The sequence below is a fragment of the Paenibacillus sp. MSJ-34 genome, assembly GCF_018918005.1.
In the GTDB taxonomy this organism is placed as follows: Bacteria; Bacillota; Bacilli; order Paenibacillales; family Paenibacillaceae; genus MSJ-34.
In genome coordinates this window covers 1-23,310 of sequence record NZ_JAHLPR010000071.1, presented here as the reverse complement: position 1 = coordinate 23,310, position 23,310 = coordinate 1, and the positions used below count along the sequence as shown (strand labels likewise).

21 protein-coding genes and 1 tRNA gene are annotated in these 23,310 nt (G+C 52.4%); 2 read left to right on the top strand and 20 right to left on the bottom strand.

Features of this window, described 5'->3' with window-relative positions; genetic code table 11:
- Positions 1–173: 173 nt before the first annotated feature.
- The 9 genes from rnr to KQI79_RS25345 all read right to left on the bottom strand — a co-directional run bounded on the left by rnr (position 174) and on the right by KQI79_RS25345 (position 11,342).
- The gene (gene rnr / locus KQI79_RS25385) at positions 174–2,669 is read right to left on the bottom strand and encodes a ribonuclease R (protein WP_483311412.1); all 2,496 of its coding nucleotides are present in this window, start codon (positions 2,667–2,669) and stop codon (positions 174–176) included.
- Positions 2,670–2,819: 150 nt separating this feature from the next.
- Complete coding sequence (gene secG, locus KQI79_RS25380; protein WP_216541147.1) at positions 2,820–3,056, bottom strand: preprotein translocase subunit SecG; 237 nt, start codon at positions 3,054–3,056, stop codon at positions 2,820–2,822.
- A gap of 131 nt (positions 3,057–3,187) precedes the next feature.
- The gene (locus KQI79_RS25375) at positions 3,188–3,841 is read right to left on the bottom strand and encodes an NAD(P)H-dependent oxidoreductase (protein ID WP_216541146.1); all 654 of its coding nucleotides are present in this window, start codon (positions 3,839–3,841) and stop codon (positions 3,188–3,190) included.
- Between the two features lie 417 nt (positions 3,842–4,258).
- On the bottom strand, positions 4,259–5,545 hold the full coding sequence (gene eno, locus KQI79_RS25370) for a phosphopyruvate hydratase (protein WP_216541145.1): 1,287 nt from the start codon (positions 5,543–5,545) through the stop codon (positions 4,259–4,261).
- A 50-nt stretch (positions 5,546–5,595) separates the two neighbouring features.
- A complete protein-coding gene (gene gpmI / locus KQI79_RS25365) occupies positions 5,596–7,131 on the bottom strand; it encodes a 2,3-bisphosphoglycerate-independent phosphoglycerate mutase (protein ID WP_216541144.1) in 1,536 nt (511 codons plus the stop codon).
- The gene (gene tpiA / locus KQI79_RS25360) at positions 7,132–7,884 is read right to left on the bottom strand and encodes a triose-phosphate isomerase (protein ID WP_216541143.1); all 753 of its coding nucleotides are present in this window, start codon (positions 7,882–7,884) and stop codon (positions 7,132–7,134) included.
- Between the two features lie 15 nt (positions 7,885–7,899).
- Positions 7,900–9,081, bottom strand: coding sequence for a phosphoglycerate kinase (locus KQI79_RS25355; RefSeq protein ID WP_216541142.1), 1,182 nt, complete (start codon positions 9,079–9,081; stop codon positions 7,900–7,902).
- 103 nt (positions 9,082–9,184) lie between these two features.
- Complete coding sequence (gene gap, locus KQI79_RS25350) at positions 9,185–10,189, bottom strand: type I glyceraldehyde-3-phosphate dehydrogenase (protein WP_216541141.1); 1,005 nt, start codon at positions 10,187–10,189, stop codon at positions 9,185–9,187.
- 106 nt (positions 10,190–10,295) lie between these two features.
- On the bottom strand, positions 10,296–11,342 hold the full coding sequence (locus tag KQI79_RS25345; protein ID WP_216541140.1) for a sugar-binding transcriptional regulator: 1,047 nt from the start codon (positions 11,340–11,342) through the stop codon (positions 10,296–10,298).
- 252 nt (positions 11,343–11,594) lie between these two features.
- Between KQI79_RS25345 and KQI79_RS25340 the strand changes: the two genes are divergently transcribed.
- A tRNA-Arg gene (locus tag KQI79_RS25340) sits at positions 11,595–11,669 on the top strand.
- A gap of 132 nt (positions 11,670–11,801) precedes the next feature.
- The gene (gene clpP / locus KQI79_RS25335; RefSeq protein ID WP_290370067.1) at positions 11,802–12,383 is read left to right on the top strand and encodes an ATP-dependent Clp endopeptidase proteolytic subunit ClpP; all 582 of its coding nucleotides are present in this window, start codon (positions 11,802–11,804) and stop codon (positions 12,381–12,383) included.
- Between the two features lie 286 nt (positions 12,384–12,669).
- Here clpP and KQI79_RS25330 read toward each other — a convergent pair whose 3' ends face one another.
- The 11 genes from KQI79_RS25330 to KQI79_RS25280 form a co-directional block, all read right to left on the bottom strand.
- A complete protein-coding gene (locus KQI79_RS25330; protein ID WP_216541139.1) occupies positions 12,670–13,776 on the bottom strand; it encodes a PdaC/SigV domain-containing protein in 1,107 nt (368 codons plus the stop codon).
- Between the two features lie 24 nt (positions 13,777–13,800).
- Positions 13,801–14,850 carry an ABC transporter substrate-binding protein gene (locus KQI79_RS25325; protein WP_483311413.1) on the bottom strand — a complete coding sequence of 350 codons (1,050 nt, stop codon included), beginning with the start codon at positions 14,848–14,850 and terminating at the stop codon, positions 13,801–13,803.
- A 105-nt stretch (positions 14,851–14,955) separates the two neighbouring features.
- Entirely contained in the window at positions 14,956–15,774 is an 819-nt protein-coding gene (locus KQI79_RS25320; protein ID WP_216541137.1) for an ABC transporter permease, read from the bottom strand.
- The gene (locus tag KQI79_RS25315) at positions 15,771–16,622 is read right to left on the bottom strand and encodes an ABC transporter permease (RefSeq protein WP_216541136.1); all 852 of its coding nucleotides are present in this window, start codon (positions 16,620–16,622) and stop codon (positions 15,771–15,773) included. The genes KQI79_RS25320 and KQI79_RS25315 overlap by 4 nt, the downstream gene beginning before the upstream one ends.
- Positions 16,619–17,596 (bottom strand): ABC transporter ATP-binding protein, encoded by a 978-nt coding sequence (locus KQI79_RS25310; protein WP_290370068.1) that lies wholly within the window; start codon positions 17,594–17,596, stop codon positions 16,619–16,621. Before KQI79_RS25310 ends, KQI79_RS25315 begins: the two co-directional genes overlap by 4 nt.
- 193 nt (positions 17,597–17,789) lie before the next feature.
- The gene (locus KQI79_RS25305; RefSeq protein ID WP_216541134.1) at positions 17,790–18,554 is read right to left on the bottom strand and encodes an SIMPL domain-containing protein; all 765 of its coding nucleotides are present in this window, start codon (positions 18,552–18,554) and stop codon (positions 17,790–17,792) included.
- A gap of 143 nt (positions 18,555–18,697) precedes the next feature.
- Positions 18,698–18,967, bottom strand: coding sequence for an HPr family phosphocarrier protein (locus KQI79_RS25300; RefSeq protein WP_216541133.1), 270 nt, complete (start codon positions 18,965–18,967; stop codon positions 18,698–18,700).
- A 106-nt stretch (positions 18,968–19,073) separates the two neighbouring features.
- On the bottom strand, positions 19,074–20,003 hold the full coding sequence (gene whiA / locus KQI79_RS25295) for a DNA-binding protein WhiA (protein WP_216541132.1): 930 nt from the start codon (positions 20,001–20,003) through the stop codon (positions 19,074–19,076).
- 5 nt (positions 20,004–20,008) lie between these two features.
- Positions 20,009–20,950 (bottom strand): gluconeogenesis factor YvcK family protein, encoded by a 942-nt coding sequence (locus KQI79_RS25290; RefSeq protein ID WP_216541148.1) that lies wholly within the window; start codon positions 20,948–20,950, stop codon positions 20,009–20,011.
- Positions 20,951–21,057: 107 nt separating this feature from the next.
- Positions 21,058–21,942, bottom strand: coding sequence for an RNase adapter RapZ (gene rapZ / locus KQI79_RS25285; RefSeq protein ID WP_216541131.1), 885 nt, complete (start codon positions 21,940–21,942; stop codon positions 21,058–21,060).
- Between the two features lie 12 nt (positions 21,943–21,954).
- Positions 21,955–22,905, bottom strand: a complete 951-nt coding sequence (locus KQI79_RS25280) for an ROK family glucokinase (protein WP_216541130.1) — start codon at positions 22,903–22,905, stop codon at positions 21,955–21,957.
- Between the last annotated feature and the right edge of the window lie 405 nt (positions 22,906–23,310).

Genomic DNA, 23,310 nt, shown 5'->3' with positions numbered 1-23,310 from the left:
GTCCATGTTCATCAAAGAAGATTCGTTTTAGCACGTTCGTCTCCATATCCTAACCTTACCAAAAACAAAAACGAGGCGGAAGCCCTGCCCACCCCAAAATTTTATAAATTCTATAATGTTAAAAAAACGCCAACCCTGCATAAATGATCCAGAAGTAGGCGTCTTTTTCTAACTTATTTTTTCTTTTTGCGCACAAAATCCGCAATTCCTTTGTTCTTCTTGCCTTTCTTGGCGCGGCCGCCATTCTCTTTGCTTTGGCCGTTCGCACTGCTTGTCGGGCCTCCGTACCCGCCTTTGCCCGAGCCGAACCCAAACACACGCCCGGCGCTCGCGGAGGCGTCGCCGCCTTCAGGCGCTCCGGCTTCGCTGCGTCCTCTGCCGGCTTGCTTTCCGCCTTTCCCGGCTTTGCCGCCTTTGCCGCCGCGCTTCCCGCCGAATCCGCCGTCGAAGCCTGCTCCGCGTTCGCCGCGTCCCTTGCGCTTGCCGAATCCGTCAACGACGTTCATGCTCTGCCGGCGCGGCTTCATATCGACCATTTCGAAGTCGATCGTATGCTCGTCCATATTGACGCCGGCCACGCGAATTTTCACCTCGTCGCCGATGCGGTATATTTTCGACGTCCGCTCGCCGATTAACGACATATGCTGCTCGTGAAAATGGTAATAATCGTCGGTCATTCCGCTTAACCGGATTAACCCCTCTACCGTATTGTCCAGTTCGACGAACATGCCGAAGCTGGTTACGCTGCTAATAATGCCGTCGAATTCCTCGCCGATCTTATCGAGCATGAACTCCGCTTTCTTCAGCTTCTCCGTGTCCCGCTCCGCTTCGACCGCCACCCGTTCGCGTTCCGACGATTGCTGCGCGATATCCTGCATGCGCGAAGCCAAGTATTCTTCGCGGCCGGGCGGCAGTTGTCCGCCGTTCTCCGCCACCTCGCGGATAATGCGATGAATGACCAAATCGGGGTAACGCCGGATCGGCGATGTGAAATGCGTATAAAACTCGGCCGCCAGACCGAAATGCCCCAAGCTCTCGGCATCGTACTTGGCCTGTTTCATCGACCGCAGCATCATCGTGCTGATGACCGTCTGCTCCTTGGTCCCCTGAATTTCCTCCAGCAGCGTCTGCAAAGCCCGCGGGTGCACTTTATTGCCTTTGCCGCGGACGACATAGCCGAAATTGGCGGCGAACTGCATGAAGTTGAGCAGCTTCTCGTCATCCGGATTTTCATGGATCCGGTAGACAAACGGTACTTTCAGCCAGTGGAAATGCTCGGCCACCGTTTCATTCGCCGCAAGCATAAATTCCTCGATAATCATCTCGGCGATCGAACGCTCTCTTTTGACGATATCGACCGGCTTCCCGTTCTCATCCACAATGACCTTCGACTCTTGAAAATCGAAATCGATCGCGCCGCGCGCCATCCGCTTTTTCCGCAGCCGCATCGCCATCTCGCGCATGAGCTTGAAATCGTCGACCAACCCGGCGTAACGGTCCATCAATTCCGGATGTTCGTCGGGCTCGGTCAATATTTTCCGCACATTGCTATAAGTCATCCGCTCCGCAGTCCGAATCACGCTCGTAAAAATATCGTGGCGAACCACTTTCATATGCTCGTCAAACTCCATTTCGCACGAGAGCGTCAGCCGGTCCACCTGCGGATTCAAGCTGCAAATGCCGTTGGACAAACGATGCGGCAGCATCGGAATGACGCGGTCTACCAAATAAACGCTGCAGCCGCGCTGGTACGCCTCTTGATCCAGGCTCGATTTCTCGCGCACATAATAACCGACATCGGCGATATGCACGCCCAGTTTATAATGGCCGTTCGGCAGGCGCTCGACATTGACCGCATCGTCCAAATCCTTCGCGTCTTCGCCGTCGATCGTGACGATCCGCTGCCCGCGCAAATCGCGGCGGCCTTGCTGCGCAATTTCATCTTCCGTAATCGAATCGGGAACGGCCAACGCCTCTTCCAGCACTTCGTCCGGAAACGCCTCAGGCAACTGATGCTTGCGAATAATCGATAAGATGTCGACGCCCGGATCGTCCTTATGGCCGAGTATTTCGATAATTTCCCCTTCCGCCGCCGCGCGGCCCTCCGGATAGTTCACGATCTTGGCGACGACCTTCTGGCCGGTCACCGCGCCGTTGAAGCCTTCCTGACGGACGAACAGATCCCGGTTGATCCGCTTGTCGTCCGGCACGACAAACCCGTACGATTCGTGGTTCTCGAATACGCCGACCACCTGCGTGATCGCCCGGCTCACGATGCGCGCGACCTCTCCTTCAAGCCGGCCGCCGGCCGTCCCCTTCGACGTAATGCGCACCAATACCGTATCGCCGTTCATTGCGCTCTTCAAATCGTTCGCATGAATATAGACATCGGGATGATCCCGATCCTCCGGGATCAGGAAGGCGAACCCTTTCGGATGAGCTTGCAGCCGGCCCCGCAGCAAATTCATCCGCTCCGGAATGCCGTAACGCTGGGAACGCGTCAGAATGATTTTCCCTTCCTGTTCCAAATTGTTGAGCAGCTTCAGAAATTGTTTAAATTGCTCGGAGTCGGCAATGCCGAAATGCTGTTCCAACTCCTGATACGTCATCGGCTTATAGGCCGTTTCTCTCATAAAATCAAGCAGTTCCTGCTCTGTCAAATCATACACCTCGTTTCGTATGCCATCCCGTCAACCGTTATGTACGGAACAAACCAATGCCAAATATATACTCTAGTATACACGAAATCGCCGCATTCCATCCGAAATACAAAAAAACAGCGGGAAACCCGTTTCCCGCTGCGTTCGTCTATCACATTATTAAACTTTTACAAGATAAGCCACGACCATCGCCAGAATAAAAAATCCGGCAGCCAATGTGATGGTTAAACGTTGTAAAAACAAATCCAAGCCGCGCGCTTTCTGTTTGCCGAATAGATGTTCCGCACCCCCGGAAATGGCACCCGATAGGCCGGCGCTTTTCCCTTTTTGCAGAAGCACAACGGCAATCAAGCCTAATGAGAAAATTACGAGCAACACTTTGAACAATATTTCCACAGATTTTCCTCCTCAAAATTTTCCGTAGGAAAAGTACGTACATATAAAAACAGCATTCTTATTATATCATGTACGCTGCGTATTGACAAGGTGTGCTTGCGCGTTGGTTCGTTACGTTTGCCGTTAGTCCGTTAACCTACTTGCACGGCGTCAAGAACGAACGATTTCGCCGCCGCCTCGGCCCGTTTCTTCGCTTCGGCCAGAAATTCGCCGGCTTTGTCCGGGAAAGCGTTCATTCCTTCGACATAGAGGCTTGTATAATCGGTAATCCCCGTATAAATCGCCAACGCGGTTTTCAAATAATTGTCGCCGAAATTTCTTCCTTGTGCCGCTTCTTCCGAATAGAAGCCGCCGCGTGCTTGAATATGCACCGCTTTACGGTCTTTCAACAGCCCTTCAGGCCCGTTGCCGGTATAGCGGAACGTCTTTCTCGCAACCATCACGTTGTTCAGATAAGCCGACAGATGCGGAGGGAACGTCAGGTTCCACATCGGCGACACGAAAATATAGCCGTCCGCAGACACGAATTGATCCGACAGCTCGTTCATCCGGCCGATCACCGCTTGCTCCTCATCGTTCAACGCTTCATTGCTCGCCAGCTTGCCCCATGCGCTCATGACCGTATAATCGATCATCGGCATATTCCCGTCAAACAGATCGATGCGCTCGATTTCGATCGAAGGCTTCGCTTCTTTCGCCGCTTGCAGGAAATGCTCGCCCAATTGGAGGCTGTAAGAAGCTTCTACCGCTTTCGGGTTTGCCGTAATATAAAGAATTTTGTTCATCTTGCTGCCACTCCTTATCCTATATGTTTATCTTTGTTTGTGTTGTTCACAAATCCAATATTATTACAATAACATACTTACTAACAAAAATAAAGTTTTATTATAAATTAGAGGTACATACAAAAAGTGGAAAAAGAATATAGCGCGTCGCCCTATGCCTTTGTTTTCGTATTCTAATTACGCTCAGTTCGGCAGACACGTTGCCTTCTGTGCAAACCCTTGACTCTATACTCCTGCCTCCTGAGGGAAGGGGATTTCGACAGAAGGGGAACCAGAAGAGGTAAGACTGGCCGGGAATTCCACGCAACGGACACGAACTCCTGCAAAACGAGTCAATTTCATCATTCGCCACCGTACAGAAAAAGCCTGCCGGACAATTTCCGACAGGCTGACAGAGCTTAGAAACAAAGGCTCAAATTATTTTTTCAAATTGTAGAAAGCTTTTTGGCCGGCATATTGCGCGAGATCGCCCAATTGATCTTCGATGCGAAGCAATTGATTGTATTTCGCCACACGGTCCGTACGCGAAGGAGCGCCGGTTTTGATTTGGCCAGCGTTCGTCGCAACGGCGATGTCCGCAATCGTGCTGTCTTCGGATTCGCCGGAACGGTGGGAGATAACCGCCGTATAGCCGGCGCGTTTCGCCATTTCGATCGCGTCGAACGTTTCGGTGAGCGTACCAATTTGGTTGACTTTCACGAGGATCGAGTTGCCGATGCCTTTCTCGATGCCTTGGGACAAACGCTCGGTATTCGTTACGAACAAGTCGTCGCCGACAAGTTGAACTTTGCCGCCCAATTTTTCGGTAAGCAGCTTCCAGCCTTCCCAATCGTCCTCGGAGCATCCGTCTTCGATCGTGATGATCGGGTATTTGTCCACCCAGGATGCGAGCAAATCGACGAATTCAGCCGAAGTGTAGGATTTGCCTTCGCCTTCGAGATGGTATTTGCCGTCTTTGTAGAACTCGGTGGAAGCGACGTCCATACCCAGGAATACGTCCACGCCCGGTTTGTAGCCCGCTTTTTCGATCGCTTCGATAATCGTTTGGATCGCTTCTTCGTTGGAACCGAGGTTCGGCGCAAAGCCGCCTTCGTCGCCGACAGCCGTATTCAGGCCTTTCGCTTTCAGTACCGATTTCAAGTTATGGAAAATTTCCGCGCCTGCGCGAAGCGCCTCTTTGAACGTAGGAGCGCCTACCGGCAGAACCATGAACTCTTGCACGTCGACGTTGTTGTCCGCATGCGCGCCGCCGTTGATGATGTTCATCATCGGAACCGGAAGCTGTTTCGCATTGAATCCGCCAAGGTATACGTACAGCGGAATTTCCAGCGCTTCGGCAGCCGCGCGAGCGACAGCCATCGAAACGGCCAGAATCGCGTTGGCGCCCAGCTTGCCTTTGTTCGGCGTGCCGTCAAGCTCGATCATCACTTTATCGATTCCAAGCTGGTCAAGCGCGTCCATGCCGATAATTTCGGGCGCGATGACTTCATTGACGTTCTCAACCGCTTTTAACACGCCTTTGCCAAGGTAACGGTCTTTGTCGCCGTCGCGAAGCTCAACCGCTTCATGCGCGCCCGTGGATGCGCCGGAAGGTACGATCGCGCGTCCCATTGCGCCGGATTCCAAATAAACTTCTACTTCTACCGTAGGATTGCCGCGAGAGTCCAATACTTCGCGCGCGAATACATCAGAAATGATTGTCATTGATAAGCACTCCTTTTCATCGTTGGTCGATAATCAATTCATTTTCATTACTACTTGATTACTGAAGTCCCGGTCATTTCCGCCGGTTGGCTCAATTGCATCAAATCGAGGATCGTCGGGGCGATATCGGCCAGAATGCCGCCTTCCCGCAGCGAAACGTTCTTGTCGGTAACGATAAACGGAACCGGATTCGTCGTATGCGCCGTATGCGGTCTTCCGTTCTCGTCGATTTCCGTCTCCGCATTCCCGTGGTCCGCCGTAATGATCGCAACGCCGCCTTTCGCCAGAACGGCTTCCACGACTTTGCCCATGCACTCGTCGGTCGCTTCCACCGCCTTGATCGTCGGCTCCAGCATGCCGGAATGTCCGACCATGTCCGGATTCGCGAAGTTCAAGATGATGCAGTCGTGTTTGTCCGCTTCGATCTCTTTCACGGCCGCTTCCGCCACTTCGTAAGCGCTCATCTCCGGTTTCAAATCGTACGTCGCCACCTTCGGCGAATTGATGAGAATCCGGGTTTCGCCCGGCAGTTCAACATCGCGTCCGCCGCTGAAGAAGAACGTTACATGCGGGTATTTCTCCGTTTCGGCGATGCGAAGCTGTTTCTTGTTGTTTTGCACCAGCACTTCGCCGAGCGTATTGTCGAGATTTTTCGGTTTGTACGCGACATACCCTTTCACCGTCTCGCTGAAGAGCGTCAAGCAGACGTAATACAGGTTCTTCGGCAGTTTGTCGCCGCGGTCGAAACCTTGGAAATCTTCGTTCGTGAATACGTTGGACAACTGAATCGCCCGGTCCGGACGGAAGTTCAGGAAGACGACGGCGTCGTTCGATTCCACCAAGCCGACCGGTTGTCCGCCTGCGTCCGTCATGACGGTCGGCATCACGAATTCGTCGAAGACCGATTTCTCGTATGATTCCACAATCGCTTGCATAGGATCTTCGTATTTCGGTCCTTCGCCGTAGACCATGGCGCGGTACGATTTCTCGACACGCTCCCACCGTTTGTCGCGGTCCATGGCATAATAACGGCCTTGCACGGTCGCGATTTTGCCGATGCCGACTTCTTCAATCTTCGCAAGAAGCTGCTGCATATATGTTTTGGCGCTGTCCGGAGCGACGTCGCGGCCGTCCAGAAACGCGTGAATGTATACGTCTTGCAAATTTTCCTTCTTCGCGAGTTCCAACATGGCGAATAAGTGGCTGATATGGCTGTGCACGCCGCCGTCGGACAACAAGCTGTACAAATGCAGTTTCGTATGATTGTCCTTGGCGTGGCGCACGGCGCCGATCAACACTTCATTGTCGAAAAATTCGCCTTCGCGAATCGATTTGGAAATGCGCGTCAAATCTTGATACACGATTCGGCCTGCGCCGATGTTCAAATGGCCTACCTCCGAGTTGCCCATTTGACCTTCAGGCAGTCCGACCGCTTCGCCGCATGCCGTTAACGTCGTATGCGGGTATTCGCTCATATAGCGGTCGTAGTTCGGCTTGTTCGCTTGCGCGACCGCGTTGCCGACTACATCGTCGCGCAATCCGAATCCGTCCATGATGATCAGCGCTACTGGTTTCGGTGCGGACATTTACTTTGCCCCCTCGACCAATTGAATGTAGGAGGCAGGCTGCAAGCTCGCGCCGCCGACGAGGGCGCCGTCAATATCGCTTTGGCTCATATATTCGCGCACATTTTCCGGCTTCACGCTGCCGCCGTATTGGATGCGGACCGCATTCGCCGTCGCTTCGCCGTACATTCCTTTGACCAACTCGCGGATATAAGCGATAACTTCGTTCGCGTCTTCCGCCGTCGAGGATTTGCCCGTTCCGATCGCCCAGATCGGCTCGTAAGCAATGACGACTTGCGCCGCCTGTTCCGCGGACAAGCCTTGGAAAGCCCCTTCCGTTTGCACTTTGCAAACGTCTTTCGTCTGACCGGCTTCGCGCTCTTCCAATTTCTCGCCGACGCAGACGATCGGCGTCAAGCCGTGCTTGAACGCGGCGCGAACCTTCTTGTTGACGATGTCGTCGGTTTCCGCAAAATAAGCGCGGCGCTCGGAATGCCCGATAATGACGTAGGAGACGCCGAGATCTTTCAGCATAACGCCGCTAATTTCGCCGGTAAACGCGCCGCTGTCTTCGAAGTGCATGTTCTGGGCGCCGATTTGGATCGCTGTGCCTTTCGCCGCTTCGACCAATGCCGGCAAATTCGTATAAGGCGCGCAAATGACGCTCTCAACGCCGTCAACTTCCGCTTTGCCTTTCACTTCTTGAATGAAGGCGGTCGCCTCGCTTACCGTCTTGAACATTTTCCAGTTGCCTGCGATAATCGGTTTTCTCACTTACGTTCACTTCCTTTACTTGTCGTTAAGCGCTACAACGCCCGGGAGCGCTTTGCCTTCCATAAATTCGAGGGAAGCGCCGCCGCCCGTGGAGATGTGGTCCATTTTGTCGGCAAGTTTGAATTTCTCCGCCGCCGCCGCCGAATCGCCGCCGCCGATGATCGTATAACCGGCCGTGTCGGCGCAAGCCTGCGCTACCGCGCGCGTCCCATGCGAGAACGGTTCGATTTCGAATACGCCCATCGGGCCGTTCCATACGATCAGCTTGGAGTTTTTAATCACTTCCGCATATTGCTCGCGCGTTTTCGGTCCGATATCGATGCCTTCCCAATCGGCCGGAATATCGTCGATATCAACGATCTTCGTATTCGCGTCCGCGCTGAAATCGTCGGAAATGACAATATCGACCGGAAGCATGAAGTTTTTGCCGAGCTGTTTCGCCTTCTCGATAAAGCCGAGCGCCATATCCAGCTTCTCGTTGTCGCACAACGATTGGCCGATTTCATAGCCTTGCGCCTTCATAAACGTATAGGACAATCCTCCGCCGATCAATACGTTGTCGGCAATCTCCAACATCTTGTTGATCACGTCGATTTTGTCCTTCACTTTCGAACCGCCGATAATCGCCGTGAACGGACGTTCCGGATCGGACAGCGCCTTGCCGAGTACGGAAAGCTCTTTCTCCATCAACAGACCGGATACGGCCGGCAAGTGATGCGCGATGCCTTCCGTCGAAGCATGGGCCCGGTGCGCGGCGCCGAAGGCGTCGTTCACGAACAAATCGGCAAGTTCAGCGAACGATTTCGCCAATTCCGGATCGTTCTTCTCTTCGCCGGGATAGAAACGTACGTTTTCGAGCAGCAATACGTCCCCGTCTTTCATGTCCGCGATTTTCGCTTTCACCGCGTCGCCGACCGCTTCATCCGCTTTCGCAACCGGTTTGCCGAGCAGTTCGGACAAACGTTCCGCCGCCGGCGTAAGGCGCATCGACTCGACCACCTGTCCTTTCGGACGTCCCAAGTGGCTTGCCAGAATGACTTTCGCGCCTTTTTCAATCAAATATCGAACGGTCGGCAGCGTCTCGCGAATCCGCGTATCGTCGGTAATTTTTCCGTCTTCCAACGGCACGTTAAAATCGACGCGCACAAATACCCGTTTGCCTGCTACATCTACGTCACGTACACTTTTTTTATTCATGTCCGTCTTCCTCCCGCTTTTGTTCTAGGAAACTAATGATGGCTTGGAACCGACGGAAGAGGAGAGCAAACCGCTTCTCCCCTTCGATCGGAACGATATTCGATTACAGACCTTTTTTCGCGATGTAAATAGCCAGGTCTACGACGCGGTTGGAATAGCCCCACTCGTTGTCGTACCAGGAAACGACTTTCACCATGTTGTCGCCGACAACCATCGTCGACAACGCGTCGATCGTCGAGGAAGCAGGATCTCCGTTGTAGTCGCTCGATACGAGCGGCTGTTCGGAATAGTTCAAGATGCCTTTCAAAGGACCGTTGGCAGCTTCTTTCAAAGCGCTGTTTACCGATTCAACCGTTACGTTTTGGCTCAACTCGACAACGAGATCCGTTACGGAAACGTTCGGCGTAGGTACGCGCATTGCCATACCGTTCAATTTGCCTTTCAATTGCGGAAGGACCAAGCTGACCGCTTTCGCAGCGCCCGTAGTGGACGGAATAATGTTCTCCGCAGCGGCGCGCGCACGGCGAAGGTCTTTATGCGGCAGGTCAAGCACGCTTTGGTCGTTCGTGTAGGAGTGAACCGTCGTCATCATGCCTTTCACGATGCCGAATTTCTCATCCAATACTTTCGCGAACGGAGCCAAGCAGTTTGTCGTACAAGAAGCGTTGGAAATGACCGTATGGCTTGCAGGATCGTATTTGTCTTCGTTGACGCCCATAACGATCGTAATGTCTTCGTTCGTAGCAGGGGCGGAGATGATCACTTTTTTCGCGCCGCCTTTCAAGTGAAGCTCGGCTTTTTCTTTCGCCGTGAAAATACCTGTCGATTCAACGACGATTTCAACGCCGTTCGCGCCCCAAGGCAAGTTCTCAGGATTGCGCTCCGCGAATACTTTAACCTCTTTGCCGTTTACGATCAGCTTGCCTTCAGCGGCTTCGACAGTCGCGTTGAGCTTGCCATGAGTCGTATCATATCTCAACAGATGAGCCAGCGTGTTAACGTCGGTCAAATCGTTGATTGCCACGATTTCCAATTCAGGGTTGTTTAACGCCGCGCGGAATACGTTGCGGCCGATGCGTCCAAAACCGTTAATGCCTACTTTAACCATTGATAATTCCTCCTAGAAAAGTATTTTTATATATTCAAGACGAGCCATAGGCACGTCAAGACCACATTGTTACGTTGGTTCAGGGCAGTTATCGCTCGTCTGCGGCTTACGCGTCGCCGCGTTCCGCCCCATCCATATATTTAAGTATTTCATGCGCTGCCGCCTCGTCGGTCACCAAAATATCTTCATGCCCGAACCGCAATACGGCGGCGATCGATCTGCCTTTGCTCTTTCCTCCGGCGATCGCGATCACGACTTCCGTCTTCATGACGTCTTCCAGCCTGAGGCCAAGCGTCGGAGTCCGATGAACGACCCTTCCTTGCGTGTCGAAGTAATATCCGAGCGCTTCCGCGAGCGCCCCTCGCTGCCGGATCGCTTCGACCGTCTTATCGTCCACGCGCCTTCGCCGCGCCATGACGAACGCGTCTCCGATCCCGTGCACCACAATGCGCGCCTGGCGAATCGCCTTCACCACTTCCTGAATGTTCGGCTCTTGGCTAAGAGACTGGTAGGCTTCTTCGCTCATCTGATCGGGCACGTGCAGCAGCCGGTATTGCGCGCCTGTCCGCTTCGCCATTGTAGATGCGATCGTATTGGCTTGGTAATCCAAGCTCTCGCCCAACCCGCCGCGGGCCGGCACGAACCAGTTGCCTTTGAGCGGCGTCGATGTCGTAAGTTGCTCCGCCATTTGCGCGAGCGTCGAACCGCCGGTTACGGCGATGACATCGTCCTTCGTCATCACTTTGCGCAGCGCCCTGCAGCCTGCCCGTCCCAATTCGCGTTTCGTATGGGGTGACGTATCCCAATCGCCGGGAACGATAATGACCTGCTTCAGCCCGAAGTAGTTCCGGATTCTCTCTTCCAGATTCGTGAGTCCGAACAGTTCGCCTACGACCGGTTCGATCTGCTCCAGCAGCCTTCTGCCTGCGTCGCTGATGCGCATGCCGACACTCTCGATTTCGATCAAGCCTTGCGCCTTGAGCAAATCGGTCTCGGCCCGCAGCACCCGCTCGGTCATATCGAGCGAGGCTGCCAGCGTCCGGCGTCCGATGACATCGGACAGCATGATTTGATGCAAGATCGTATACCGTTTCTTCAAAATTTCCATGAGATCAGGAAGAAGTTGCTTTTGTATCTCTAATATTTCCCGCATTTCTCTCACTCCTGCAACTAGTCTTGGCCTGAAAATGTCCCATGTAAACTTTTTAAGTCCCACCTTCATTTTAACCAAAAATCGACTAACTTGCAAGTACGCTATTCATCAGATTTCACTTTAAACCGCCTTTTTATGCACTCTATGTATAAAACGGCAATTTTTCCGATTTGGGAAAAATTATGTGCTTGATTTTCCGCCGTCCATGCCATATAATAGCGATTGTATCGCTTTTTGAACAATATTGAATATGCGCCCGTGGTCCAATGGATATGACGTAGGCCTCCGGAGCCTGAGATCGAGGTTCGATTCCTCGCGGGCGCGCCACTTAACGAATTCGATCAGCTTGCCGCTGATTTTTTTATTTCAATAGTTTGACTATCTTTGACCTTTCGGTTTAAATCCGTTATGATATGGGTAATCTGCTTCACATAACAACTTTTTAAAGGAGGGTTTTCCGTGAGTTTTATACCTATGGTCGTAGAACAAAGCAATCGTGGGGAACGCGCTTATGACATTTATTCCAGATTGTTGAAAGATCGCATCATCTTCCTCGGTACGCAGGTCAACGATGTCGTTGCCAATTCCATTATCGCACAAATGTTGTTTTTGGCGGCGGAGGACCCGGACAAGGATATCCATCTATATATCAACAGCCCGGGCGGGTCGATTACGGCCGGCATGGCCATTTACGACACGATGCAGCATATTAAGCCGGACGTGTCTACCATTTGCGTAGGGATGGCCGCTTCGATGGGAGCGTTTCTGCTGGCGGGCGGAGCGATCGGCAAACGATTGGCGCTGCCGAACAGCGAAGTGATGATTCATCAGCCGCTAGGCGGCGCGGAAGGTCAAGCGACCGATATCGAAATTCGCGCCAAACGCATTATCGCCTTGCGCGACAAGCTGAACCGCATTTTGGCGGAGCGCAGCGGGCAGCCGCTTGAGCGGATCGAGAAGGACACCGACCGCGATTATTTCATGAGCGCTTATGAAGCGAAGGAATACGGCTTGATCGATAAAGTGGTGGAAAAAGTATAAAGCGTTCATAGCAAAACGAAACCTGGGGCGAATCGCTCCAGGTTTTTTTCGGTCGATTTTTCAGCACTAGCTGGAAATGATACCGTTATTTTTGCCGAATGAACGGCATCGCAACATTTAACGGTATTAGCCGGAGCTAATCTCGAACAGGATTGGCGAATCGGTTGATTCCGGAGAATTAGCGGTAGTTTCTCCAGCTAAAATGGCTTTGGATAGGATTGCATCGCAAATAACGGTAGAAATCGAAGCTAAAAAAGAGCCCGCATCGCATGCGAACTCCTCACTTCTAGAACGGAAGCTCCCCCTCCGGCAACTCGGGCAGCAGTGCCGAGAACCGGAAATAAAATTCCGGGAAGCCCGCGGCATAGGGCGTATACTCGTACACGTCGAAATATACGACCACTCCTTCGTCCTTCACGTAGAAGGACGGATTGTCGGATATCGTCCGGAAGGCGAATTCATGCCCTTCCTCGTACAAGGCGATCTCTTGCAAGCCCTTCTTCACTACCGCATTGATCGGATCCTTGTAATTCGGGTTCGATTGCAGCAAATCGTTCAGCGTATATACCTTGCCCGTATTCAGATTGATCGTGTAATCGGTCCGTGCCGGGATGCCGTGCGCCCCGCCCTGATAAACGTATGATTGGAACTGTACGCTGACGACGTCATTCCGGTTGTATTTCATACTGTAATCCAGATAGTAGTCGTATTGAAAACCGATATCGTTGAAAGCGCCCTTCGACTCTGCCAGCGCCGCATCGACGAACCGTTCGGCCTCCTTGGCGAACAATTCGTTGATCTGCACCTCGACGTCCCCGCTCTTCAACCCCTTAAGCTGCGGATATTGCACCGTAACGGTAACGTCCTGCGTCTCCTTGTTAATCGAAACATTCGTCCACAGAATATCGTTCTCTCGAATTTTGCTTAGTACGACCGTTTTCGTGTCCGCAATCCAATGGGCCTCATAGCCCATATGCCCTGTCAGCAGCGGAAGCGGCACATACCACTCCCCGCCGATTTGCCGTACCGTGTACCCTTTCGAGAGTTCGTGGCCGTTTACCGTCACATCCGAGCCATCGGCAATCGCGACAACTTCCCGATTCGGCGCTTTGACGGCAATCGCTTTCGCTTGTGCATCGTAAGACGCCGTTAGACCGAGATCTTCGTTCAAGAAGGATAGCGGAAGCATCGTGACCTGCTCGACCGATAAAGCTTTATGCTTCGAGGCCTCGCCGTCGACATTCAGCCGGAACGATGGGGAAGCCGCTTGTCCCGCCTGCTCCGATTGCTTCGTTGCCGTTGCCGCCGCCAATGCCGGCGCCGGAGCGGCGATGCCGCCCCAAACCATCAAACAGACTGCTGCCGCCGTACCAACTCGAACTAACGTTTTCATGTCTCTACACCTCTGGATTTGTCATTATTCTCTGCCGCTTTTAATTTCCGTCCAGTAACGGTCGTACACTTGCAACGTTTTGCCTACATCCAACAGCCATTCCGTCCGCTCCAACTCCTCGTCGGACAAGAAGATCATCGGGTTCGATCGATATTCTTCGCTATGCAAATCTTTGGCCTTCTCGTTCGGATCGCTGTATCCGATCGATTCGTAGTTTTTCACGCTTACTTCGGGCTCCAGCATGTAATTGATGAATTTCTCGGCCAATTCTTTGTTTTTCGCGCCTTTCGGAATCGCGTAGTTGTCGGACCAGATCGTGCCGCCTTCCTTCGGAACGACGTAAGCTACATCCGGGTTCTCCGCCTCGATCACGGCCGTATCCCCGGACCATACCATCCCGATCCATCCTTCTTCCGCGATCATTTTCTGCTTAATATTGTCCGTATCGAAGGCAAGCACGCTCGGGAGCAGCGATTTAATATCGCCGACCGCCTTTTCGATCTCGCCTTCGTCGGTTGTGCTGTTGGAGAATCCGTTCTTGATCAAGCCCATGCCGATCACTTCGCGGGAATCGTCGAGCAGCAGCACTTTATCTTTATAAGCCGGGTTCCACAAGTCTTCCCAGCTGTCGATTTCTTCTTTGACATACTTCTTGTTGTACGCAATGCCCGATACGCCCCAAGTGTATATGATCGAATACTTGTTGTCAGGGTCGTAATCCGGGTTTTTGAAACGATCCGTAATGTTCACCCAGTTTGGAATGTTGTTTTTGTCGAGCGGTTCCAACAAGTCCTGCTGAATCATCGATGCCACCATATAATCGGACGGCTGGATCAGATCGTAGTTCGCACCGCCCGCTTTAATTTTGGCAAGCAGTTCCTCGTTATTGGCGAATACATCGTAATTGACTCGTACGTTGTATTTTTCCTCGAAATCTTTCAACACCTGCTCGTCAAAATTATCCGCCCAGCTGTAAATATTGAGCGTCTCCTGCTTGGATGAAGAACATCCCGCCACTGCCACCAGCGATATGGAGAGCAGTCCGGCCAGCGCAATGCCGGCAAATCGTTTCACTTTGTTCAACCTTATTACCCCTCTCTTATATCAAAAAATAAAACTTCTATCGAAATAAGCTCCTGTAAGGAGCGTGTTCAAAAAGTCAACTTTTTGAACGTCCTCTCAAAACGGGAATGTGGTGCTCTTTTTTTTGTTGCCGGAACCTTTGCTCTGCAAGATTTGAGCCGACAGGATCAAAATGATGCTGACCAGAATCATCAGCGTACAAAGCGCATTGATTTCCGGCGAAATGCCCCGCTTAACCAATCCGTATATATAAATCGGCAGCGTCGTCGAATTCGGACCGGCGACGAAAAAGCTGATCATGAAATCGTCGATCGACAGCGTAAAAGCGATTAACGCTCCCGCAATCACGCCAGGCCAAATCGAAGGCAGCGTAATATAACGGAACGTCTGCCAAGGAGTCGCGCCCAAATCTTGAGCGGCTTCCTCCAATTGTTTGCCCATGCCGGACAGCCGGGACGACACGATAACGTATACGTAAGAAATGCTGAACGTTATGTGCGCGATAATAATCGTCCATTTCCCGAGCGGAATATGGAACTGGCTAAACAGCAATAAAAGCGACAAACCCATTATAATATCCGGAACGACGATCGGCAAATACAACATGCCGACGATGCCTTTGCTTTTCTTCGACGACCGGCGCCGCAAAGCGAGCGCCGCCGCCGTTCCGAGCACGGTGGAAACGACGGTCGAGACAAACGCAATCGACAAGCTGTTCATGAGCGCTTCCATCACATGGCGGTTATCGAACAGCGAAACGTACCAGTTCCAGGTGAAACCTTGCCAAGTCGCGCTTATTCGCGAATCGTTAAACGAGAACACGACAATAAAGACGATCGGAAGGTAAATAAACACCAGCATTAACAGCGAGTGCAGCGATAAAAGCGGGTGCTGTTTAACTGTGCCGCTTTTCATGCGCTCCCCTCCTTTACCCGTTCATGCCGGGACTTCAGCGCCCGGTTGAATAGACCGATCAGCACGAGCGAAGTGATCGCGAAGATGACCGACAGCGCCGATCCGAACGGCCAATCGCGCGCTCCGAGAAACTGATTTTGAATAATATTGCTGATCATTGACGACTTCGCGCCGCCCAATATGTCGGTAACGACAAACATCCCCGCCGTCGACACGAACACAAGCACCGAACCGGTCATAATGCCGGACTTGGTCTGCGGCAGCGTAATATGCCAGAACGCCCGCCATTTCGTTGCGCCGAGATCCCCCGCCGCCTCCAGCAATTTGCGGTCCATCTGCTCCAAAGCGACATAAATCGGCAGCACCATAAACGGTATGAACGTATAAACCATACCGAGCAGGACCGCCCCTTGCGTATATAGAAGCTTTAACGGCTCCTCAACGAGACCGATATTCATTAATAACGAGTTGACAACGCCCTGCGACCGCAACAGCAGCACCCAAGCGTACGTCCGGACGAGAAAGTTGATCCAGAACGGCAGCGTAATCATAATAAGCAGCCATTTTTGCTTGGCGGGACTGCAGTGGGCGATATAATAGGCGAGCGGATAGCTGAGAATAAGGCACAGCACGGTCGTCAGCACCGACAAAACCAGCGTATCCCAATACACGCCGAGATAGAGCGAGTCGAAGAAACGCGCGTAATTATTCAAGCTGAACTGGTAGACGAGGTTGCCGAATTCGTCCCGCTGCAAAACCGAAATGACGACGACGAACAACATCGGCACAATTAAAAAAAGAACGAGCCAAAGGACGACAGGCGCAATCAACCATCTCGACTTGTTCATGGCCCGACGTTCACCTCGTCCGCCCGGTCCCAATCAAGGCCGATGCGTTGTCCGATCCGCCACGGCCTGTTGTCTTTGAAATCGAGATAGACCGAAACGTTCGTTTGCTCGTCATCCAGATGAACGACCAGCTTATGAATATTGCCCAGAAAGACGATATCTTGTATGACGCCTGTTTTCTTCGCGCCGGATTCCGCATTCTCGATCGCCTGCAGCTTCTCCGGCCGAATGGCGAACATCCGGTCCTTCGCCATAAAAATATTATTCTCGCCCACGAACGTAGCCGCAAACAACGTTTCCGGACGGCGGTATATTTGCTGCGGAGTGCCGATCTGCTCCACCCTGCCGTTGTTCATAATGACGATGCGATCCGACATCATCATCGCCTCTTCCTGGTCATGCGTCACGTACACGAACGTAATGCCAAGATTGCGCTGCAATTGTTTCAACTCCGCCTGCAAGTTTTTGCGAAGCTGCAAGTCAAGCGCCCCGAGCGGCTCGTCTAGCAGAAGCACGCGCGGTTTGTTGGCAATGGCCCGCGCGATCGCAACGCGCTGCTGCTGTCCCCCGGACAGCTGATGCGGATAGCGCCGGACGAGCGGCGTCAACTGCGTCAAGCGAACCGCTTCGGCGATGCGCTCCTTCTGTTCCGCGGCTGCGATTTTTTTCATTTTCAGGCCGAACTGTATATTTTGCTCTACCGTCATATGCGGAAATAAAGCGTAATGTTGAAATACGAGATTCAAATCCCGCTTATTCGGCGGCAATTGCGTGACGTTCCGGCCGTCCAGCATAATGTCGCCGCGGGTCGGTACCTCGAAGCCGGCGATCATGCGCAAAATCGTCGTCTTCCCGCAGCCGCTCGGGCCAAGCAAAGTGAGAAACTCTCCTTCGTCGATCGTAAGCGAGAGCGGGTGGACGACTGTCTGATCGGCAAATTTTTTCTCAATGTTTACGAGCTGTATCATCGACATCAACCCCTTATCGTCAGTTCCGGGCAGGACGAACCTCGTCGCCCTCGCATGGCCGGTTCAGCGCTGCCAATTTTAAGTAAAAAAAGCCATATCCATTGGTATGGCTTTCATTAAAGGTGGTCGTATTCATTTTTTAGCATCTTCACTATACAGTTTTTTTGTCGATGATACAACTATTTTCTCGAATTTTCATTTATTTCATAGCGTACTGCACGTTTAACGTCGCTTGAAGCTTCACTTCGCCCGATTCGAACGACGTCGATGCCTTCGATTCCGCCGCCGCACTTGCCAAATCCATCACGCGCGTATAGACCGGTCTGAACTCGCTGCCTACCTCGGAGACGCCGATCACCGCACCCACTTCGCGGTTCGCCGCCTTTGCGATCGCTTCCGCTTTTTTCTTCGCGTTCAGCATCGCCTTCTCCAATACTTGCGCCTCGTATTCTTCCGCTTTCTCCGTATCGAAGCGGACTTGGTTGACCCGGTTCACGCCGGCCGCCGCCGCATCGTCAACCAGCGTGCCGAGTTGATCCAACTGGCGGTAAGTCACTTCAACCGTATGCTCCGCCACATAACCTTTCACCTTTGGGCTTTCGTTATCTTTATAAGTATATTCGGGGTTCACCGAGAATCCGACCGTTTTCAAATCTTTGCCGTCTATTTTATATTTGTCGGTCAGCACCTTCTTCAGCTTCGCGAACAGATCGGCGTTCTGCTGCTGCGCATCCTTCGCCGTCGCCGCGCGCGTCTGAATCGCTAGCGCTATGTATGCAACGTCCGGCGCGATCGTCAGTTCGCCTTTCCCTGTTACCAGGATCACGTCGCTCGTCTCTCCCGCACTCGCCGCAGCAGCTTTGGGCATGGTGCCGAACGCGCCGCCGGACGGGGCGAACGCCATTCCCGCGGCCAGTACGCATACCGACATGATGAGCACAAACGGTTTCTTCCATCGATTCATTGTTATATCCCTCCATACAAATGAATTTTCATTGTTCGCATACCAGACGGATAAGCGCTTTCAAAGGTTTCACCCATAAGACAAAAAGCTCCTCTACATGTGCAGGAGCTTTTCTTCGCATCGAAAATGTTCGGTTAAAAAAGTTATTGGTTCTCCAGTTCTTCCTTGCTGACCAAGCTAACTAAAGCGGCTATAGCCTGTTCGGCATCGGAGCCTTCCGCACTGATATTGACTTCTGTACCAGAGCTGATCGCCAAGCTCATAATTCCCATGATGCTTTTTGCGTTCACTTTTTTGTCGTCCTTCTCCACGAAAATTTCAGACGAGTATTTGTTCGCCTCTTGAACGAACAATGCTGCCGGTCTTGCATGGAGACCCGTTTTTAACCGCACAATTACCGGTTGCTTTGTCATGGAAAAATTTACCCCCTATTACATATGGTATCTGGCGATATATGTTCAGTGTCACGTTTATAAACATTATACCATTATAGCATGAAGTAAACTAGGAAAAAAGCGATCATCCTTTCCTAATTTTCTCCGCTATTTCGTCGATCTTTCGCAAGCGGTGATTTACGCCGGATTTGCTCACCTTACCCTTCAGCAATTCCCCGACTTCCTTCAAGTTAATATCCGGATGCGCCAACCGGATTTCCGCCACTTCCCGCAGTTTCTCCGGCAAATTTTCCAAGCCGATTTCCTTCTGCAGCAGCTTAATGTTATCGATTTGGCGAACCGCCGCGCCGATCGTCTTGTTCAAGTTGGCCGTTTCGCAGTTGACGATCCGGTTGACCGAATTCCGCATATCGCGCATAATCCGCACATCCTCGAATTTGAAGAGCGCTTGATGCGCGCCGATAATATTCAGCATTTCGATAATTTTCTCGCCTTCCTTAATGTAGAAAATAAACCCTTTCTTGCGTTCGATACAGCGGGCGTTCAAATCGAAATGATTGGCCAGATCGACGAGCGCCTTGCAATGTTCTTCATACATGGAGGCGATTTCCAAATGATACGAGGAGCCTTCGGGATTGTTCACCGAGCCGCCGGCCAGGAATGCGCCGCGCAAATAAGCGCGCTTGCAGCAGTTTTTGGCGACGATGTCCGGAGCGATGCCGGACGTAAACATAAACCCTTCGGAAACGATATGCAGTTCTTTTAATATTTCCTGAACATGCGTTGGAATACGCACGATATATACATTATTTTTTTTCAAACGCATTTTTTTGCGCACAAGCAATTCGGTATGCACCTGGAAATTTTTTTTAATCAAGGAATAGATTCTCCTTGCAATCGCGGCGTTCTCGGTGGATATATCCAAAACAACCTTACGGTTCGTAAGCTGAACGGTGCCGTTCATCCGCAGCAGCGCGGACAATTCCGCCTTCTCGCAGCAAGCGTCGGACTCGATTAAGGTTAATTCTTTTTTCGTTTGCGCCGCAAAAGACAAGGGACTCACCTCTTTCGTATCATCCAATTTTCGACCAGCTGGTAAATATGGTGGCTAAGCCGGGAAGCGTCATGGCGCAAATACGTTCGAAAGAGCACCAGACGATCGGCAATCACTTTGTATCCCCTCCGCTCGACTTCCTCCAGATCCAGATGGACGGCTTTCGCTCCCTTTTCCGCATACTTGTCTTGTACTTGGGGAGGGATTTCGCCGTTATTCACGATAACATAGTCGAACAGATGCCGGTCGATATGCCGGTAGATCGCTTCCAAATGATCGCCGACCGTATAATTGTCGGTTTCCCCCGGCTGCGTCATGACATTGCACACGAATATTTTCAACGCGTCGGATTCGACGACCGCTTCCGCCAGCTTCGGTACGAGCAAATTCGGGATGATGCTTGTATACAAGCTTCCGGGACCGATCAGAATGGCATCGGCTTCGCGGATCGCCTCCACGGCCTCCGGCAGCGGCTCCACCTGTTTCGGTTCGAGGAATACCCGTTTAATGCGCTGGCCCGAAGTCGGAATGGTCGATTCGCCGACGACGATCGAACCGTCTTCCATCTCCGCCTTCAAAATAACGGCCTGATTCGCCGCCGGCAGCACCCGCCCCCGAACGGCAAGCACTCTGCTCAGTTCGCGAATGCCTGTGACGAAATCGCCGGAAATATCCGTCATCGCCGCTAAGATTAGGTTGCCTAAACTATGCCCGGCTAAACCGGTTCCATTCTTGAAACGGTATTGCAGCATATCGGACAATAACGGCTCGACATCGGCCAGCGAGCTGAGCACGTTGCGAATATCGCCCGGCGGCGGCATCTGCAGCTCGCTGCGCAGAATGCCCGAACTTCCCCCATCGTCGGCAACCGTTACGATGGCCGTAATATCAAGCGGCTTCTCTTTCAGACCGCGCAGCATGACGGATAACCCCGTACCGCCTCCCATGACGACGATGCGCGGGCGTCCGTTCTTGTTATGCTCCAGATCCAATTCCCCTCACCCCTTCATTGACAGACCGTAACACCGGACAGTCGCGCGACGACTCGCCCCGGCTAATGCCGGTCACGCTCCGCATCGCGATGGCTGACGCGAACGGCTTCCGTTTCGCTCGCCCCGATAATGCGGCCCAAATATTCGGCGATCGCCACCGAACGGTGCTTGCCGCCGGTGCAGCCGATTCCGATGACAACCTGGCTCTTTCCTTCTTTCCGATATTGGGGCATAAGGAATTGCAGCATATCCACCAGCTTGGTTAGAAACGCCTGCGTCTCCGGCCACTTCATCACATAGTCGTACACGTCGGCATCTTGCCCGGTATGCGGACGCAGCGCTTCAACATAATGAGGGTTCGGCAAAAAACGAACGTCGAATATTAAATCCGCGTCGATCGGAATTCCGTATTTGAAGCCGAACGAAGTTACGTTAATGGATAGCGTTTGTTGGTCCAAATTTGTAAACCGGGCGACAATTCTCTCCTTCAATTGAGCGGGCTTGATATTGCTTGTATCGAGCACCTGGGTCGCCCAGCCTTTCAAATCTTCCAACAGCTTGCGCTCCAGTTGAATGCCGGTAAGCGGCATTCCGTCGGGAGCAAGCGGATGGCGGCGCCTGCTTTCTTTATAACGCTGGACAAGCACCGCATCGGTCGCATCCAGAAATACGATCTCGTAATCGATCGTAAAATGATCCTTAATATAATTCAACGATTCGGATAGGGCGGTAAAAAACTCTCGGCCCCGCAGGTCGATTACCAAGGCGACTTTGCCTATTTTCCCGTTCGATTGTTCGATCAGCTCCGCAAACTTCGGAATAAGAACCGGAGGCAAATTATCGACGCAGAAAAAACCGAGATCTTCCAAACTTTGCACCGCAATCGTTTTTCCCGCTCCCGACATTCCCGTAATGATAACCAGCTTCGCCATCGATGTCGTTTCCATCCGCAATTCCTCCTAGGATCGAATAAACAAGCCTGCCGCTCCGATCATGCCGGCATCGTTGCCCAGCGTCGCCGGAACGATTTCCACTCCTTTTTGCAGCGTTTCCGGCGTCAGCTCGCGGAACACTTCCCGAATCTGATCGAATAGGAAGTCTCCCGCTTTCGAGACGCCGCCGCCGATAATGTACCGCTCCGGGTTCAAAATCGTCGTAACGGCAGCCATCGACTTGCCGAGATAATAAGCCGCGCGGCTTACAATACGTTCCGCTGCTTCGTCTCCCGCTTTAGCCGCGTCGAATACGTCCTTCGCCGTAATGCTGTCCAGAAGCGACAGCGATGTGCGGTCTCCCCGGCTCACGGCGTCCTTCGCCATACGGATAATTCCCGTCGCGGACGATACCGTCTCCAGGCATCCCATTTTGCCGCAGCCGCATTGGATCGCCTCCAAGTCGGGCACAACGGCGATATGACCCAGTTCGCCCGCCAAGCCCGAGAATCCTTCGTAGATTTTGCCGTTAATAATGATTCCGCCGCCGACGCCCGTTCCAAGCGTATAGCAGACGCAATTGCCGACCCCTTTGCCGGCGCCGCTCCACGCTTCGCCCAAGGCCGCCACATTCGCGTCATTATTTATTTTCACAGGTTTCCCTAATCTTTCCACTAATATATCCCGAATCGGCACATCGCGAAAATCTACGTTCGGCGCGAGCAGGACGATCCCGTTCTCGATATCGATAAAGCCCGCCATCCCGGCGCCGATGCCTTCCACTTGATCCCACGAGTAGGGGGATTGATCAACAAGCTCCCGAATATATTTCACGATATTGTCGATGATCGCAGGGGTTCCGCTCCCTGTTCCGGTCGGGCCTTCGTAAGACTGCAGCAAATGCCCCTGCTCGTTGCAAAGGCCAACCTTGATGGCTGTTCCGCCCAGATCCAAGCCTACGTAGATTTTTTCAGACATGCTTTCACACCTTCTTAAAGTAATAGATACTCAGTACCAACTATAAGCTATGCCGAACGGATTGGTCAAGATAACAGACTGTGACAGAACCGGGCTCCGTGACGGTGACCGTCTCGAGGGAGGATCCCAGCCGCCGCTAAACAACGTCTAAATCCGATCTGCCGGCTTCGGCCGCCACCCAACATTTCCCATGAACGAGCCGGGGGCATGGTGCTTCGGGTGGCACAGTGCCATTGTCCGTTTCAGGCATAAGAAAAACGCCTGACGGCGTCCTTTAAGTTCGTGCATCTCCGTTCATACGTACCAAAGTAAGCTGGGGTATGGGGATCTTCTTCCCCTGTCCCCAGTCTACTTTTTCACATCATTTATCCTGTATTCATAGCCATGAACTCCTTTGTAATAATC